Source organism: Streptomyces sp. NPDC044061, assembly GCF_056434305.1.
In genome coordinates this window covers 36,910-52,867 of record NZ_JBWKFL010000006.1, presented here as the reverse complement: position 1 = coordinate 52,867, position 15,958 = coordinate 36,910, and the positions used below count along the sequence as shown (strand labels likewise).

11 protein-coding genes are annotated in these 15,958 nt (G+C 69.7%); 7 read left to right on the top strand and 4 right to left on the bottom strand.

Going from position 1 to position 15,958, the window contains the following annotated elements; translation table 11 throughout:
- Positions 1 to 91 precede the first annotated feature (91 nt).
- From AC07CM_RS11650 to AC07CM_RS11635, 4 genes are all read right to left on the bottom strand, one after another.
- Positions 92 to 3,898 (bottom strand): multifunctional oxoglutarate decarboxylase/oxoglutarate dehydrogenase thiamine pyrophosphate-binding subunit/dihydrolipoyllysine-residue succinyltransferase subunit, encoded by a 3,807-nt coding sequence (locus AC07CM_RS11650; protein WP_478876180.1) that lies wholly within the window; start codon positions 3,896 to 3,898, stop codon positions 92 to 94.
- A gap of 292 nt (positions 3,899 to 4,190) precedes the next feature.
- On the bottom strand, positions 4,191 to 5,312 hold the full coding sequence (locus AC07CM_RS11645; RefSeq protein ID WP_478876179.1) for a HAMP domain-containing sensor histidine kinase: 1,122 nt from the start codon (positions 5,310 to 5,312) through the stop codon (positions 4,191 to 4,193).
- Complete coding sequence (locus AC07CM_RS11640) at positions 5,309 to 6,049, bottom strand: response regulator transcription factor (protein ID WP_478876178.1); 741 nt, start codon at positions 6,047 to 6,049, stop codon at positions 5,309 to 5,311. The genes AC07CM_RS11645 and AC07CM_RS11640 overlap by 4 nt, the downstream gene beginning before the upstream one ends.
- Positions 6,050 to 6,158: 109 nt before the next feature.
- Positions 6,159 to 6,839 (bottom strand): spermine/spermidine synthase domain-containing protein, encoded by a 681-nt coding sequence (locus AC07CM_RS11635; protein ID WP_478876177.1) that lies wholly within the window; start codon positions 6,837 to 6,839, stop codon positions 6,159 to 6,161.
- Positions 6,840 to 7,077: 238 nt separating this feature from the next.
- On the opposite strand from AC07CM_RS11635, the gene AC07CM_RS11630 reads away from it, so the two are divergent.
- The 7 genes from AC07CM_RS11630 to AC07CM_RS11600 all read left to right on the top strand — a co-directional run.
- Entirely contained in the window at positions 7,078 to 7,902 is an 825-nt protein-coding gene (locus AC07CM_RS11630) for a rhomboid-like protein (RefSeq protein WP_478876176.1), read from the top strand.
- 225 nt (positions 7,903 to 8,127) lie between these two features.
- Positions 8,128 to 8,577: a hypothetical protein gene (locus tag AC07CM_RS11625; protein WP_478876175.1), complete on the top strand. Its 450-nt coding sequence runs from the start codon at positions 8,128 to 8,130 to the stop codon at positions 8,575 to 8,577.
- 112 nt (positions 8,578 to 8,689) lie between these two features.
- Positions 8,690 to 10,957, top strand: a complete 2,268-nt coding sequence (locus AC07CM_RS11620) for a hypothetical protein (protein ID WP_478876174.1) — start codon at positions 8,690 to 8,692, stop codon at positions 10,955 to 10,957.
- Positions 10,958 to 10,980: 23 nt separating this feature from the next.
- Positions 10,981 to 11,613 (top strand): hypothetical protein, encoded by a 633-nt coding sequence (locus AC07CM_RS11615; RefSeq protein ID WP_478876173.1) that lies wholly within the window; start codon positions 10,981 to 10,983, stop codon positions 11,611 to 11,613.
- A gap of 144 nt (positions 11,614 to 11,757) precedes the next feature.
- Positions 11,758 to 14,187 carry an endopeptidase La gene (gene lon, locus AC07CM_RS11610; protein WP_478876172.1) on the top strand — a complete coding sequence of 810 codons (2,430 nt, stop codon included), beginning with the start codon at positions 11,758 to 11,760 and terminating at the stop codon, positions 14,185 to 14,187.
- Between the two features lie 120 nt (positions 14,188 to 14,307).
- Positions 14,308 to 15,306 (top strand): serine/threonine-protein kinase, encoded by a 999-nt coding sequence (locus tag AC07CM_RS11605; RefSeq protein WP_478876171.1) that lies wholly within the window; start codon positions 14,308 to 14,310, stop codon positions 15,304 to 15,306.
- Positions 15,307 to 15,447: 141 nt separating this feature from the next.
- The coding region (locus AC07CM_RS11600; protein WP_478876170.1) for a hypothetical protein at positions 15,448 to 15,958 on the top strand (511 nt) is incomplete at its 3' end.

The following is a 15,958-nucleotide window of genomic DNA, read 5'->3' as shown; positions in this document are numbered from 1 at the left end:
AGAACCACCCCTGCGGCCAGGCGAAGGGCCCGGCACCGAGCGGAAACTCGGCACCGGGCCCTTGGCGAACAGCGGCCGAACCGCCGGAGGCCTACGCCTCGAACACCTCACGCACCAGCTGCTCCTGCTCGGCCTGGTGGCGCTTGGCGGAGCCCACCGCCGGGGACGAGCCGTGCGGACGCGAGATGCGCCGCAGCCGCTCGCCGGCCGGGATGTCCGCGCCGACCGCCAGGTCCAGGTGGTCGATCAGGTTGAGCGCGATGAACGGCCAGGCACCCTGGTTCGCCGGCTCCTCCTGCGCCCACAGGTACTTCTCGGCGTTCGGGTACTTGTTGACCTCCGCCTGGAGCTCGGCACCCGGCAGCGGGTACAGGCGCTCGATGCGGATGATCGCCGTGTCCGTGAGGCCGCGCTTGACCCGCTCGGCCTCCAGGTCGTAGTACAGCTTGCCGGCCACGAAGACGACCTTGCGGACCGCGGCCGGGTCAACGGTGGCGTCGCCGATGACGGGACGGAACTGACCCGACGTGAACTCCTCCGTCTTCGACGCGGCGGCCTTGAGGCGCAGCATCGACTTCGGGGTGAAGACCACCAGCGGCTTGTGGTGCGGGTTGTGCACCTGCCACCGCAGGAGGTGGAAGTAGTTCGACGGGAGGGTCGGCATGGCGACCGTCATGTTGTTCTGGGCGCAGAGCTGCAGGAAGCGCTCGACGCGGGCCGAGGAGTGGTCCGGGCCCTGGCCCTCGAAGCCGTGCGGGAGCAGGAGGGTGACGCCGGACGTCTGGCCCCACTTCTGCTCCGCCGCCGAGATGTACTCGTCGACCACCGTCTGCGCGCCGTTGACGAAGTCGCCGAACTGCGCCTCCCACATGACGAGCGCGTCGGGGCGGGCCAGCGAGTAGCCGTACTCGAAGCCCATGACCGCGTACTCGGACAGCAGGGAGTTGTAGACGTTGTACCGCGCCTGCTCCTCGGCGAGGTACATCAGCGGCGTGAACTCCTCACCCGTCTCGCGGTCGATGAGGACCGCGTGGCGCTGGCCGAAGGTGCCCCGCTGGGAGTCCTGGCCGGACAGCCGGACCGGGGTGCCCTCCAGCAGCAACGAGCCGACTGCCAGCGTCTCGCCCATGCCCCAGTCGATCGTGCCGTCCTCGACCATCGCCGCCCGGCGCTGCAGCTGCGGCAGCAGACGCGGGTGGACGTGGAAGGAGTCGGGGATGTTGACCTGGGACTCGGCGATCCGCTTCACGACCTCCGCGGAGATCGCGGTGTTCACGGCGACCGGGAAGTCCGCCTGGGGGTCCGACACCGGGCCCTCGGCCGGCTGGGAGGTGGCCTCGCGGACCTCCGTGAAGACCTTCTCCAGCTGGCCCTGGTAGTCCTGCAGGGCCTGCTCGGCCTCTTCCAGAGTGATGTCGCCGCGACCGATCAGGGACTCGGTGTAGAGCTTGCGCACCGAGCGCTTCTTGTCGATCAGGTCGTACATCAGCGGCTGGGTGAAGGCCGGGTTGTCCGACTCGTTGTGACCGCGGCGGCGGTAGCAGATGAGGTCGATCACCACGTCCTTGTTGAACGCCTGGCGGAACTCGAAGGCGAGCCGCGCCACGCGGACCACGGCCTCCGGGTCGTCGCCGTTCACGTGGAAGATCGGGGCCTCGATCATGCGGGCCACGTCCGTCGCGTACATGGAGGAACGCGAGGACTCGGGGGCCGCGGTGAAGCCGACCTGGTTGTTGATGACGATGTGGACCGTGCCGCCGGTGCGGTAGCCGCGCAGCTGCGACATGTTCAGGGTCTCGGCCACCACGCCCTGGCCCGCGAAGGCCGCGTCGCCGTGCAGCGCGACGGGCAGGACGGTGAAGTCCGTACCGCCCTTGTTGATGATGTCCTGCTTGGCGCGGGCGATGCCCTCGATGACCGGGTCGACCGTCTCCAGGTGGGACGGGTTGGCGGCCAGCGAGACCGTGATCTGCTCGCCGTCCAGGCCGGTGAAGGTGCCCTGGGCGCCCAGGTGGTACTTCACGTCGCCGGAGCCGTGCATCGACTTCGGGTCGAGGTTGCCCTCGAACTCGCGGAAGATCTGCGCGTACGACTTGCCGACGATGTTGGCGAGGACGTTCAGGCGGCCGCGGTGGGCCATGCCGATGACGACCTCGTCCAGGCGGGACTCGGCAGCGGAGTCGATCACCGCGTCGAGCAGCGGGATGACGGACTCGCCGCCCTCCAGCGAGAAGCGCTTCTGACCGACGTACTTCGTCTGCAGGAACGTCTCGAAGGCTTCCGCCGCGTTCAGCCGGCGCAGGATCCGCAGCTGCTCCTCGCGCTCCATCTTGGAGTGCGGGCGTTCCACGCGGTCCTGGATCCACTTGCGCTGCTTGGGGTCCTGGATGTGCATGAACTCGATGCCGGTGGTGCGGCAGTACGAGTCGCGCAGCACGCCGAGGATGTCGCGCAGCTTCATCATCGACTTGCCGGCGAAGCCGCCGACCGCGAAGTCGCGCTCCAGGTCCCACAGGGTGAGCCCGTGCTCGGTGATGTCCAGGTCGGGGTGCTTGCGCTGCTTGTACTCCAGCGGGTCGGTGTCGGCCATGACGTGGCCGCGCACCCGGTAGGAGTGGATCAGCTCGAAGACCCGGGCGGCCTTGGTGACGTCGTCGTCGTGCGAGGCGTCGATGTCCTTGAGCCAGCGGACCGGCTCGTAGGGGATGCGCAGCGCCTCGAAGATGCCGTCGTAGAAGCCGGTCTCGCCCAGCAGCAGGTTCGAGACCTGGCGCAGGAACTCGCCGGAGGCGGCGCCCTGGATCACCCGGTGGTCGTAGGTCGACGTGAGCGTCATGACCTTCGAGATGCCGAGCTTGTTCAGGGTGTCCTGGCTGGTGCCCTGGAACTCCGCCGGGTAGTCCATGGAGCCGACGCCCATGATCACGGACTGGCCGGGCATCAGACGCGGCACGGAGTGGACGGTGCCGAGGCCGCCGGGGTTGGTCAGGGAGACCGTGACGCCGGTGAAGTCGTCCATCGTCAGCTTGCCGTCGCGGGCGCGGCGGACGATGTCCTCGTAGGCCTGCCAGAACTCGAAGAAGTTCAGGGTCTCGGCCTTCTTGATGGCGGCCACGACGAGCTGGCGGTCGCCGTTCGGCTTGACCAGGTCGATGGCCAGGCCGAGGTTGACGTGCGCCGGCTTGACGAGGGTCGGCTTGCCGTCCTTCTCGCCGAACGACCAGTTCATCGACGGCATGGCCTTGATGGCCTGCACCATCGCGAAGCCGATCAGGTGCGTGAAGGAGATCTTCCCGCCCCGGGCGCGCTTCAGGTGGTTGTTGATGACGATCCGGTTGTCGAACAGCAGCTTCACCGGGACCGCGCGGACCGAGGTGGCGGTCGGCAGCTCCAGCGAGGCGTTCATGTTCTTCGCGACCGCGGCGGCCGGGCCGCGCAGCGTGATCAGCTCGGGGCCCTCGGGCGATCCGGCGGCGGGAGCGGCCTTGGCCTTCGGCTGAGCGGGCGCCTGTGCGGGCGTCGCCGGCTTGGCCGGGGCGGGGGCCGCGGCCTTCGCCGCGGGAGCGGGGGCCGGAGCCGGGGCCGCGGCGGGCTTCGGGGCGGCCACAGGGGCCGGCGCGGCCTGGGCCGGAGCCGCGGGCTGGGCCGGGGGAGCCGTGGTGGTGGTCTCTGCGGCCCCCGCGGCCGCAGTACCCGCCGGAGCCGAGGCGGCAGGCGCCCCCGGCTTGTAGTCGGCGAAGAAGTCCCACCAGGCGCGGTCTACCGAATTCGGGTCCTGGAGGTACTGCTGATAGATCTCGTCGACGAGCCACTCGTTGGGACCGAACGCAGCAGCGGGGTTCTTCCCGGCTTGGTCGTCGGTCGAGATGCTCGAGTTACTGGGGGACTGTGGCGACACGGCGGCAACCGCCCTCTTCCGCTTCACAAGGTGATGGACAGCGGGAAACAAGGCTACGCCTCCAAGACCGCTAAGGTCAGGTCGGGCCCGTTCATCGTCGCGTAAGTCACATCGAAAATCTTGTTTCAGGGCTTGATATGGCGGGAAACAAGCGTGGCTCCGCATGTGAGCGCGAGTGCGAGGGTGTGCCGACCCGGGGCCCGGGGCGCCAGCTGCGCGGGCCTGTGCCTGATCACACGTGTCCGGCTGAGCGGACGTCTGTGGATCTTGAGGTTCCGGTTCGGACTTTACGTCAACTTGGGGTGGAAGTCAGTCCCGGGAGAGTGACGATGATCCGGCACCCCCGGTCGGATTCGGCCACACCGATCCGGCCGCCGTGCAGATCCACCGCCCACCGGGCGATCGCCAGCCCGAGGCCCGTACCGCCGTCGCTGCCCGGGCCGTGCGGCCGGCTCACCGCGCCACGGTTGAAGCGCTCGAACACGCGGCGCCACTCCGACCTGGGGATACCGGGTCCCTCGTCCAGGACCTCCAGCTCCAGCGACTCCGGCTGCGGCCCGCGCCGCGCCTTCACGGTCACCCGGCCGTGCGCCGGGCTGTGCTTGACCGCGTTGTCGATCAGGTTGGCGACGACCTGGTGGATGCGCTCGGGGTCCGCGTGCGCGGTCAGCTCCGGCGGGGACACGTCCAGGTGCAGGTGCACGTCCGTGCGCGTGTGGCTGCCGGAGCCGGAGGCGATGCCCGCGCGCGCGGAGGCGACCATGTTGGCCTCCTTCAGTACGCCCGAGAGGTACGGCCACACCTCGAAGCGGCGCATCTTCAGCGGTACGACGCCGTTGTCGAGGCGGGACAGGTCCAGCAGGGTCTCCACGAGGCGGCCGAGACGCTCGGTCTGCTTCAGCGCCGTCCGCATGGTCTCCGGGTCGGCCTCGGTGACCCCGTCGACGATGTTCTCCAGCACCGCGCGCAGGCCCGCGATGGGGGTGCGCAGCTCGTGCGAGACGTTCGCCACCAGCTCCTTGCGCTGGCGGTCCTGGGCCTCCAGCTCGTCGGCCATGACGTTGATCGTCTGGGCCAGGTCGCCCAGCTCGTCACGGCGGTTCTCGCTCACCCGACGCGTGTAGTCGCCCTGCGAGATCGAGCGGGCCACTGTGTTCATCTCGTCCAGCGGCATGGTGAGTGAATGCGCCACGAACTGCGTTATCAGCAGTGTGGCGATCATCGAGAAGACCGTGATGAAGCGCAGCTCCGTCTTGGTGTGCACCGCGATCATCGACAGACCGGTGGTGATCAGCACCGAGATGACGACCAGAGCGCCCAGCTTGGTCTTGATCGAGAACGGGCGTACGCCGCCCCAGGGCTCCTCGGCCGAGGACCCGGGGCTCCTCCGTGCGGCCTCCCGCCCGCCGCTCATGGCGTCGGTGTCTCCAGCGCGTACCCGACACCGTGCACCGTGCGGATCCGCTCGGCGCCGATCTTCCGGCGCAGTGCCTTGATGTGGCTGTCCACCGTCCGGGTGCCGGAGGCGTCCGCCCAGTCCCACACCTCGGCCAGCAACTGCTCCCGGGAGAGCACCGCGCGCGGGGTGTTCGCCAGGCACACCAGCAGGTCGAACTCGGTCGGCGTGAGGTGGACGTCCTCGGACCTCACCCGCACGCGGCGCTGCGCGTGGTCGATCTCCAGCTCACCGAGCCGCAGGATGCCGCTGCGCGGGGTGCTGGCGGCCACCGCGGCCCGCTCCACCCGCCGCAGCAGGACGTGCACCCGCGCGGCAAGCTCCCGCATCGAGAACGGCTTGGTCATGTAGTCGTCGGCACCGACCCCGAGCCCGACCAGCATGTCGGTCTCGTCGTCCCGCGCGGTGAGCATCAGCACCGGCACCGGGCGCTGGGCCTGCACGCGCCGGCAGACCTCCAGGCCGTCGAAGCCGGGCAGCATGATGTCGAGGATCAGCAGATCGGGCTGCCAGGCCTCGGCCGTGTCGACCGCCGCCGGACCGTCGGACGCGGTCTGCACGAGGAATCCCTCGGCGCGGAGCCGGGCCGCGATGGCGTCGACGATCGTGGGGTCGTCCTCGACGACCAGCACCCGGCGCTGCGCGCCCGGGGTGGTCGTCGCCGCGCCGGTCTGGGAGGTGTGTGTCTGCTCCATCGCCCGCCCCTGTTGCTTTCCGGAATCCGTGGGGTGATCCCATGACTGCGATTGACGCTTGAATGATCGGCGTCAGGGCAGCACATTACGGGGACACACCGCGCCGTCGCTATCCAGGGCGGACGGCGAGGTGAACAGCGTCCGGAACGCCCCGGGCAACGGGCACCTCTTCGGTACGCACCTGACGGAACCCGGCATTCCACAAGGTTCCTTCAAATTCCGGAGAGGGTTCGGCCGACCATACAGCCAGCACCCCTCCAGGCTTCAACACCCTTGCACAGGCGACGAGTCCGGCCGGGGCGTACAGGCCGTCGTTGTCCTCGGTGACGGTCCAGCCAGGGCCGTTGTCGATGTCGAGACAAAGGGCGTCGAACGTGTCCGATGTCTCATTGACGTAGGTCACGAGGTCGGCTTCGACGATCTTGGTGCGCGGATCGGCGAGAGCGTCCGCGGAGAGCGTGGACAGCGGTCCCCCGCTGCGGTGCCAGGCGATGACGGCGGGCTCGCGCTCGACCACGTCGATCCGGCCCCAGCCGGGATTCGCCGCGGCATGTGCGAGCGAGAATCCCACACCCAGCCCGCCGATCAGCACGTCCGGCGCCGGGCGGCCGTCCAGCGCCTCGTAGGCGGCGTCGACCAGCAGACGCTCCGAGCGGCCGTCGGAGGTGTCCATCAGGAAGCAGCCGTTGGCGATGATCTGCAGCAGCTCGCCCTGTCTGCGCAGCACCACCTCGCCGTACGGGCCTTCGCGACGGTCCAGGACCACGGGGGAGTCGTGCATGGCTGTCATGCGCCCATCCTGCGCGAACGGGGCGTTGACTTCACGGGAATTGAAGGGGACGGGGCGGGGGCCGTGGACACGATGTACCCGTTCGTGCGACGCGCGGACGGGCTCGGTGGGCGCCGGGCCGGGGCGGACGCCCGCGAGCCCTCTGAGGTTGCTGTGAATCCGCTCTCGCGTGGCGTCGGTCATAGACAGCCGACTCGTGAGCACGAAGGGTGGGGCGCGACGGAAGGAGCGCCTCACCGTGGAACGGACCGTGACCGGCCCCGCGACGGCCGCGTCCCCGCCCCTGGGCGCGCCCCTTCCCGACGGGCCCGCGACCGTTCCGGACGTCGCCGGTCTCCTCGACGGGGTCCCACGGCAGCGGCCGGCGCCGACGGCCCCGGTCACCGGCCCGCGCCCGGCCGCGGCCCGCCCTCGCCTCCGGCCCTGGCGCCTGCTGCCCACTCCCACGGGCACGCCGTTCACGTTCGCCTACGCGGCCCTGCTCGCCCTCACCTCACTGCTGGCGGCCCGGTCCGACCCCGCGCTGGTGCACACGCTCCATCAGAACTCAAGCACCGACGTCGCCCACCTGATGCGGACTCCGGTCCTGGTGCTGCTGGCGAGCGCGCTGTGGATCGCGGGCGGGATCGTGTCGCCGTACGCGGCCGCCTTCGTGCTTGTGCTCGGCGCGCTGGAGCGGCGGATAGGCGGAGTCCGGGCGGCCTGCGTGTTCCTGGCCGGGCACGTCCTCGCCACCCTCGCCACGGAGGTCCCGGTGGGCCTCGCCGTGCTGGTGGGCCATCTGCCGGCCACCTCGCTGCACCGCCTCGACTACGGCATCAGCTTCGGCGTCGCGGCCAGCATCGGCGCCCTGACCGGCCTCCTCACCCCCTGGCTCCGCTGGCCGCTCCTCGCCCTGGTCGCGGGCACGCTCCTGGACGACCTGATCGCCTTCCAGGATCCGATGACCAACTGGGGCCATCTGATCGCCCTCACGATCGGCATAGCCGGCTGGCCACTGATCCGGCGCTGGCAGCACGCGCCGGAGCGTCACGTCCCGGAGGCCTCGGCAGCTTCCCTCTGACCGCCCGTGCGACGGAGGCGGCCAGGCTCGTGGCCGCGGCGCGGCGTGCGAGCCGCCCGTCCCGCCCTCCCGTGGGAGGAGCTGGACCGAGGCTGTGAAGACGCGGTGCCGGATCGGGGTGGACGGTTGCCGTCATGTGATCCGCATGGGTAGGAATGTTCGACTGCTTAATGGGCAGGCAAAGAAGGTTTAGCCATCGTAATCGCAAACGGGAGGGGCGTCAGGATGGCCTGGGAAGAGTGGGAGCAGCTCAAGTCCGAGGCTGTGCAGAAGCGATCGACGCAGATGCAGCTGAATCAGGTCCCGGCCGCGGGAGGCGGCGGCGGGAGCGCGGACCTCGTGGTCCATGACGACCAGCTGGGCAGGCTCGGCAACCTGGCATACGACCTGCACGAGAAGGTGCGGGTGGACGGTGACTTCGCGCGGCCGAGCACGTTCACGGCGTCCAACGACCTCTTCAACGACGGGCTGGACATGGGTTCCGCCCTGCTCGAGGTGCACGACGCGTGGAACACCCAGCTGCAGACGCTGAACGAGGCGTGCGCCCACATCTCCAACCACCTGGACTTCACGCGCGCCCAGCACGCGCAGGACGAGCACCACGTCGTGACCGGCATGCGCAACGCGTCCGGTGACCTCATGACCGTCTCGCGCATCAACGACTACTTCCGGTGATCTTCGCCCGCCACCGTACGACGGCCGGTGCGGCGACGGCGGGCGGCATCGACACGACCGGAAACGACGGGGACAACGGGAACAACGGGGATAACGGGGACTGATATCACGCATGACGGACAAGTTGACCGTGCAAGAGCTCACCGACCTGCGTCTGGGCACACTCAAAACCGCCGTGGACGACTGGAAGACCATGGCCGGCCGACTGGAGAAGCTCGCCACCGGCGGCGGTGGTGACCTCGCCGCGTCGGACCTGGAGAAGAAGGCGAACGCCGCGGACTGGAAGGGCGCCAACGCCACGGTGTCCCGTGAGTTCGTCACCAAGACGGCGCAGCAGTTCGCGGACGCCGCCGCCGAGGCGAAAAGCGTCATGGGCCTGCTGCGCGACGCGCACGCGGACTTCACCAAGCACAAGGAGCATCTGCGTACCGCCATCGACGACCTGGCGAAGCAGAACATCTACGTCAGCGGCAACGGTGCGGTTTCCTCCGCCGCCCCTCCCGGCGCGGCTGCCGGAAACAGCAAGGACATCCACTATCCGACGGACGATGAACTCGACGCGGCCCGGAGCCGGATCACCCGGATCCTGTGGGAGGCGACCGAGACCGACCGGGTCGTCGCGCGGGCCCTGCGCGGTCTGACGAAGAACAAGTACGACTTCACCGACCGCGGGCCGGACGGCGTCAAGGAAGCCGACCGCGAGCAGGGCAAGGCGGACGCCGCGTACTGGCAGAAGGAGATCGCCAAGGGCGACGTCAAGGAGTGGAGCAAGGCGAAGCTGGCCCGCTTCGACGAGATGCTGGAGAACCAGCGGGACAACCCGGGCTTCACCGAGACGTTCGCCACCGGCTTGGGCGCGGACGGCACGCTCCAGTTCTGGCGCGACCTGGCCGCTCCGCCCGGAGGCGCGGTGGAGGGCGACAGGGCCGAGTTGCTGGCGCATGTCCAGGACAACCTCGGCATGTCCCTCGCCAACGCCTCCCACGGCGACAGCCCCGCGATGGAGGCGTGGAAGAAGGACGTGATCGCCGCCGGCGGCAAGCCGTTCCCGGTCGACCCGTCCATGCCCATGGGCCCCAACGGGTTCCAGGTCATGAGCAGTCTGATGCACAAGGGGCGGTTCGACTCGGGCTTCCTGCACGACTACGGCGACGCGATGCTGAAGTACGAGCGCACGTACCCGGGCGACCCGAAGGTGGCCTGGCGCGACACCACCAACCTGGAGTACCCGCCCACCGGCGACCTCAACGACCCCGTCGCCGGCTTCATGGACGCTCTCGGTCACAACCCGGAAGCCTCTCTCGACTTCTTCGAGGGATCGAGCGGCGAGGGCGACAAGAAGATCGACAACTTCGACTACCTCGCCGGCCATGAGAAAGGCGCCCGGCAGTGGCCCGTGGGCGACGACGGGAAGCCGGTCGGGTACGACAACCTGGGTCATGCTCTGGAGTCCGCCACGCTGGGATACGCGTACGACGACAAGGATCCCGGCATTCCGCCGCTGAAGACCGCGGCGCAGATCGAGGCGCGCGAGGAGCGGACGGATCTGATGGCGCGCGTCATGAACAACTACAACGCGGCGGATGTGATCGAGAAGCAGCCCGGCATCAGCGACAGCCTGGCCAACATGGCGGCGGGCCACATCGACAGCCTGAACTACTCCGCCGCCGACTTCGGCGGCAGCGGAGAGGTGAACGGGCGCGATGCCCGGTTCGGTGCGGACAGACATCATCTCGCCGATTTCGGGGCGACCAGCACCACGAACTTCCTCCGCGCCGTCGCCGGTGACGAGGACGCGTACAACACGGTGTCCGCGGCGCAGCAGACCTACGGCTCCAGTCTGATGGCCGCCCAGGGCGGCGACGCGGGCGATGTGAAACGGGTGGCCCTGCACAGCGTCATGATGCACGGGATGCTCGACCAGGCCCGGTTCGAGAGCATCGGCCATGAATTCGCCGACCAGAAGGAAGCCGCCAACCGGGAGTTGGAGAAGCAGGGCGCCTGGCGTGACTTCGCCGCGGGTGCCGTGATCGGCACCACGGTCGGGGTGGCGTCGGAGGTGGTGGTCCCCACCCGTGCGGCCGCGGCGATCGCCGTACCTCTTGCCTTCGAGGCGGTCGGTGGAGCGGCGGAGACGCACATGGGGAACCAGACGGTCGACTGGCTCAAGGAGAACGAGTTCGACAACACCGACCAGGCGCTCCAGGGAATCGACAAGGCCCGGGAAACCGGCCAGCACAACGCCATGACACCTCTGTTGAACTACGCACAGCAACAAGGAATGTCCGACGACCAGATATGGGATCTGTCGGACGATGCGGAAGACGCCTACAACAAGGGGCGCGCCCGCAGCGACACCAAGGATGTCCGAGGATTTTGATGAAGAGAGTTCCCGCCGCCTCCTTGGCCCTGGCCGCCCTGGCCCTGGCGGCCACGTCCTGCACCGCGGGGAAAGAACAACCGGATTCGGTGTCCGGCGGCTGCGAAGAGGTCTTGGGCGACTCCGGCGTCACCTGGCTCGATCAGCATGCGCACACGGATGGCCAAGATCGTGTCGACTGGGGTGGGGAAAGCCTGAAGAGCGCGAAGGAGCAGTACTACAAGCAGGTGGAATCCGGGGATTCCGACGGATATCACTGGGCATCCGACGTGTGCACCGCAACCGCGTTCTCGTCGGGCGGGAACAAGGAGCTGCGGATACGGTTCGGGCCTTCTTCCCTTCCCTTCGACTTCCGGCCGGACGGCAAGGGGAAGGGAGGGATCCTGACCCAGGTGAACGCCGCTGTGAAACTGCATCGGGTGAAGGATGCCAAGGGGGTCACCCAGTACGGCGTGTACGTCAAGTGCAGGATCCCGGGCACCAGGCCGGGGCAGGAGGCGAGGACGCCGCTGGCCGGCGTGCTGTCCGACACTCTCACCAGCGGGACGTCGGCCCGCGACCACGAGAAGTACCTCTTGCGGTCCGCCAGAGCGGTGGTCCGTGCTCTCGGGTGTGTCAACAGGCCCACGGTTCCCGCGCAGCCGCCCGCTCCTTGATGCCCGTGCTCCCGGGGTGGGCGGGACGGCGGGCGGCAGGACCCGCCACGGGTGATCGCTGAGAGCGAACAGCGCCGGGGGAACAATCATGGGCTCATGAGCATTGAGTCGGCATAGCTCAAGTTGACTGCCCAAGGGGAGATCATGGCTGCTGAGTCCACGGCGTTCACGCTCGTGTTGCCCGTGCTGCCGCTCGACGACGAGGTCGTGCTGCCCGGGATGGTGGTTCCGCTGGACCTGAGCGACTCCGAGGTGCGGGCCGCGGTGGAGGCCGCACAGGCCGCCGCCCGGTCGGAGCCCGGGAAGCCCAGGGTGCTGCTGGTGCCGCGCATCGACGGCACGTACGCCAAGACCGGTGTGCTGGGCACGGTCGAGCAGGTCGGCCGGCTGGCCGACGGCGACCCGGGGGCCCTCATCCGCGGCCGTGGCCGGGTGCGGATCGGCGCCGGTACGACCGGCCCGGGTGCGGCGCTGTGGGTCGAGGGCGCGCGCATCGACGAGAGCGTGCCCGATCCGCTGCCCGGTCAGGTGGCGGAGCTCGTCAAGGAGTACAAGGCGCTCGCCACCAACTGGCTGAAGAAGCGCGGTGCCTGGCAGGTCGTGGACCGCGTCCAGGCCATCGACGGCGTCTCCGCGCTCGCCGACAACTCCGGGTACTCGCCCTTCCTCACCACCGAGCAGAAGGTCGAACTGCTCGAGACCGCCGACCCGGTGGACCGCCTCAGGCTCGCCGCGCAGCAGCTCCGCGACCACCTCGCCGAGCAGGACGTGGCCGAGACCATCGCCAAGGACGTCCAGGAGGGCGTCGACAAGCAGCAGCGCGAGTTCCTGCTGCGGCGTCAGCTGGAAGCCGTCCGCAAGGAGCTGCGCGAGCTGAACGGCGAGGAGGACGGCGAGGAGTCCGACGACTACCGTGCCCGCGTGGAGGCCGCCGATCTGCCGGAGAAGGTCCGCGAGGCCGCCCTCAAGGAGGTCGACAAGCTGGAGCGCGCCTCCGACCAGTCGCCGGAGGGGTCCTGGATCCGCACCTGGCTGGACACGGTCCTGGAGATGCCGTGGAACGAGCGGACCGACGACAGCGCTTCCGCGTACGACATCCAGGGAGCCAAGGCGATCCTGGACGCCGAACACGCCGGCCTGGAGGACGTGAAGGAGCGCATCACCGAGTACCTGGCGGTGCGCAAGCGGCGCGGTGAGCGCGGCCTGGGCGTCATCGGCGGGCGGCGCGGCGGTGCCGTGCTCGCGCTCGTCGGCCCGCCCGGTGTCGGCAAGACCAGCCTCGGTGAGTCCGTCGCGCACGCCATGGGACGGAAGTTCGTCCGGGTCGCCCTCGGCGGCGTCCGGGACGAGGCGGAGATCCGCGGCCACCGGCGTACGTACGTCGGCGCGCTGCCCGGCCGTGTCGTCCGCGCCATCAAGGAGGCCGGGTCCATGAACCCGGTCGTCCTGCTGGACGAGATCGACAAGGTGGGCTCCGACTTCCGCGGCGATCCTGCGGCGGCACTGCTGGAGGTGTTGGACCCGGCGCAGAACCACACCTTCCGGGACCACTACCTGGAGGTCGAACTGGACCTGTCCGACGTGGTCTTCCTCGCCACCGCCAACGTCCTGGAGGCCATCCCGGAGGCGCTCGCCGACCGTATGGAGATCGTCCGCCTGGACGGCTACACCGAGGACGAGAAGGTCGTCATCGCCCGTGACCACCTGCTCCCGCGCCAGCTGGAGCGGGCAGGGCTGGCCGCGGACGAGGTCACGATCGAGGAGGGCGCGCTGCGCAAGCTCGCCGGCGAGTACACCCGCGAGGCGGGCGTGCGCACCCTGGAGCGGTCCATCGCGCGGCTGCTGCGCAAGGTCGCGGCCCAGCACGAACTCGGCGAGCGGCAGCTGCCGTTCACCGTCCGTGACGAGGACCTGCGCGGTCTGATCGGGCGCCCGCACCACGTGCCCGAGTCCGCCCAGGACCCGGCCGAGCGCCGTACGTCCGTGCCGGGCGTGGCGACCGGTCTCGCGGTCACCGGAGCCGGTGGCGACGTCCTCTTCGTCGAGGCGTCCCTGGCCGACCCGGAGACGGGCGCGGCCGGCCTGACCCTGACCGGTCAGCTGGGCGACGTGATGAAGGAGTCGGCGCAGATCGCGCTGAGCTTCCTGCGCAGCCACGGCGCCGAACTGGAGCTGCCGGTGGCCGACCTGAAGGACCGGGGCGTGCACATCCACTTCCCGGCGGGCGCGGTCCCGAAGGACGGGCCGAGCGCGGGCATCACGATGACCACGGCACTCGCGTCGCTGCTCTCCGGCCGGCTGGTCCGCACGGACGTGGCGATGACCGGCGAGGTCTCGCTGACCGGCCGGGTGCTGCCCATCGGCGGCGTGAAGCAGAAGCTGCTCGCCGCCCACCGCGCCGGGGTGACCACCGTGATCATCCCCAAGCGCAACGAGCCCGACCTGGACGACGTCCCGGCCGAGGTGCTGGACAAGCTGGACGTCCACGCCGTGACGGACGTCCGCCAGGTCCTGGAGCTGGCGCTCGCGCCCGCCACGAACGGCGCGGCACCGGAGGTTCCGGTGGCGGCGTGACGGACGCCACCGGACAGGCAGGGCCCGGGTCCCCTGAGGGAGGCCCGGGCCCTCGCCGTGCCGCGAACGGGCAGCCGCACCGACAAGCGCGGGTACGGATCAACTCGATAGAATTCAGGCGTGAGTGGGCAGGTGGTGCAACCCTCCGGCCCGATCGGGACGGAGATCGCCGGCTACCGGGTGGAGCGCGAGCTGGGCCGCGGCGGCATGGCCGTCGTGTACTGCGCCACGGACCTGCGTCTCGGCCGCACGGTCGCCCTCAAACTGCTCGCGCCCGAATACACCCGAAACGACGCCTTCCGCCGCCGCTTCCACCAGGAGTCACGGGTCGCCGCCGCCATCGACCACCCCCACATCGTCCCCGTCTTCGAGGCCGGCGAGACCGACGGGATCCTGTACATCGCGATGTGCTACGTCCACGGGCTGGACCTGCGCGCCGTACTCGACCGCGACGGCCAGCTCCCCCTGCCGGCCGCGCTGCGCATCGCCGGCCAGCTGGCGTCCGCGCTCGACGCGGCCCACGAGCGAGACCTGGTGCACCGGGACGTCAAGCCCGGGAACGTGCTGGTCGCCAAGGGCGTCGACAGCGACCATCCCGAGCACGTCTACCTCACCGACTTCGGGCTGGCGAAGAAGTCCCTGTCGCTCACCGGCTTCACCACCGCGGGCGAGTTCGTCGGCACCCTCGACTACGTGGCGCCGGAGCGGGTCGCGGGCCGTCCCGTGGACGGCCGTTCCGACCTCTACAGTCTGGCCTGTGTCGTCTACGAGACCCTCGCGGGCGCCCCGCCCTTCCGGCGGGAGGACGACCTCGAACTGCTGTGGGCGCACCAGTACGACCCGCCGCCGGTGCTGAGCGAGGAACGGCCCGGCATCCCGCAGGCCGCCGACGACGTCCTGCGCAAGGCGCTGGCCAAGGCCCCGGACGACCGTTACGGCTCCTGTCTGGAGTTCGTCGCGGCCCTGCGTGCCGCCCTCGCCGAGTCCCTCGCCGATTCCGGCCTCCGCGGCCGTACGCCGACGCTGGTGGACGTCCGGGTGGCGGGCGCCCTCCCCGTCGTCGGCCCGGTGCCCGACCCGCCGGCCTGGGCCGCCCCGATTCTCGGGGGACCCGCGTAATACCGGGTGATTTTCTCCTCGTCAAGTCCCGAGTCCTCGGAACGTGACCGCGTTCCGGTATTCCCGCCTACTTGAAGCACGGGCCGCACCGGAGACACCGGAAAGCGAAAAGGGCCCCGGACACCGAGTAGGAGAAATCAAATGCAGCGCAACAACGAGAACCACGAGGAAATCCGTACCAAGCGCGGTTTCCGTCTCTCGACGATCGTCGCCTCGGCGGTGGTCGTCGCCGGCGGAATCATCCTTCCGGCCACTGCGGCCTCGGCGGGCACGATGCCGGACTCTGCGGCCGTGTCGATGGTGACCACCCACCATGACAAGCAGGAGCACCACAAGGACCACCACCACAAGGACCACCACAACAAGGACCACCACAAGAAGGGGCACGAAGGCACCGGCGGCAAGGGCGGTGACGGCGGAACCGGCGGCAAGACCGGCGGTAAGGGCGGTGACGGCGGGACCGGTGGCAAGACCGGTGGTGACGGCGGCAAGGGCGGCACGGGTGGCGACACCGGCGGCAAGGGCGGAACCGGCGGAACCGGTGGTGACACCGGGGGTAAGGGCGGTGACGGCGGGACCGGTGGCAAGACCGGTGGTGACGGCGGCAAGGGCGGCACGGGTGGCGACACCGGCGGCAAGGGCGGAACCGGCG

Coding starts and splice junctions, on each gene's coding strand:
- AC07CM_RS11625 (WP_478876175.1), top strand. CDS start 8,128: ATGGCCTGGGAAGAGTGGGAGCAGCTCAAGTCCGAGGCTGTGCAGAAG.
- AC07CM_RS11645 (WP_478876179.1), bottom strand. CDS start 5,312: ATGAGCGGCGGGCGGGAGGCCGCACGGAGGAGCCCCGGGTCCTCGGCC.
- AC07CM_RS11620 (WP_478876174.1), top strand. CDS start 8,690: ATGACGGACAAGTTGACCGTGCAAGAGCTCACCGACCTGCGTCTGGGC.
- AC07CM_RS11640 (WP_478876178.1), bottom strand. CDS start 6,049: ATGGAGCAGACACACACCTCCCAGACCGGCGCGGCGACGACCACCCCG.
- lon (WP_478876172.1), top strand. CDS start 11,758: ATGGCTGCTGAGTCCACGGCGTTCACGCTCGTGTTGCCCGTGCTGCCG.
- AC07CM_RS11635 (WP_478876177.1), bottom strand. CDS start 6,839: ATGACAGCCATGCACGACTCCCCCGTGGTCCTGGACCGTCGCGAAGGC.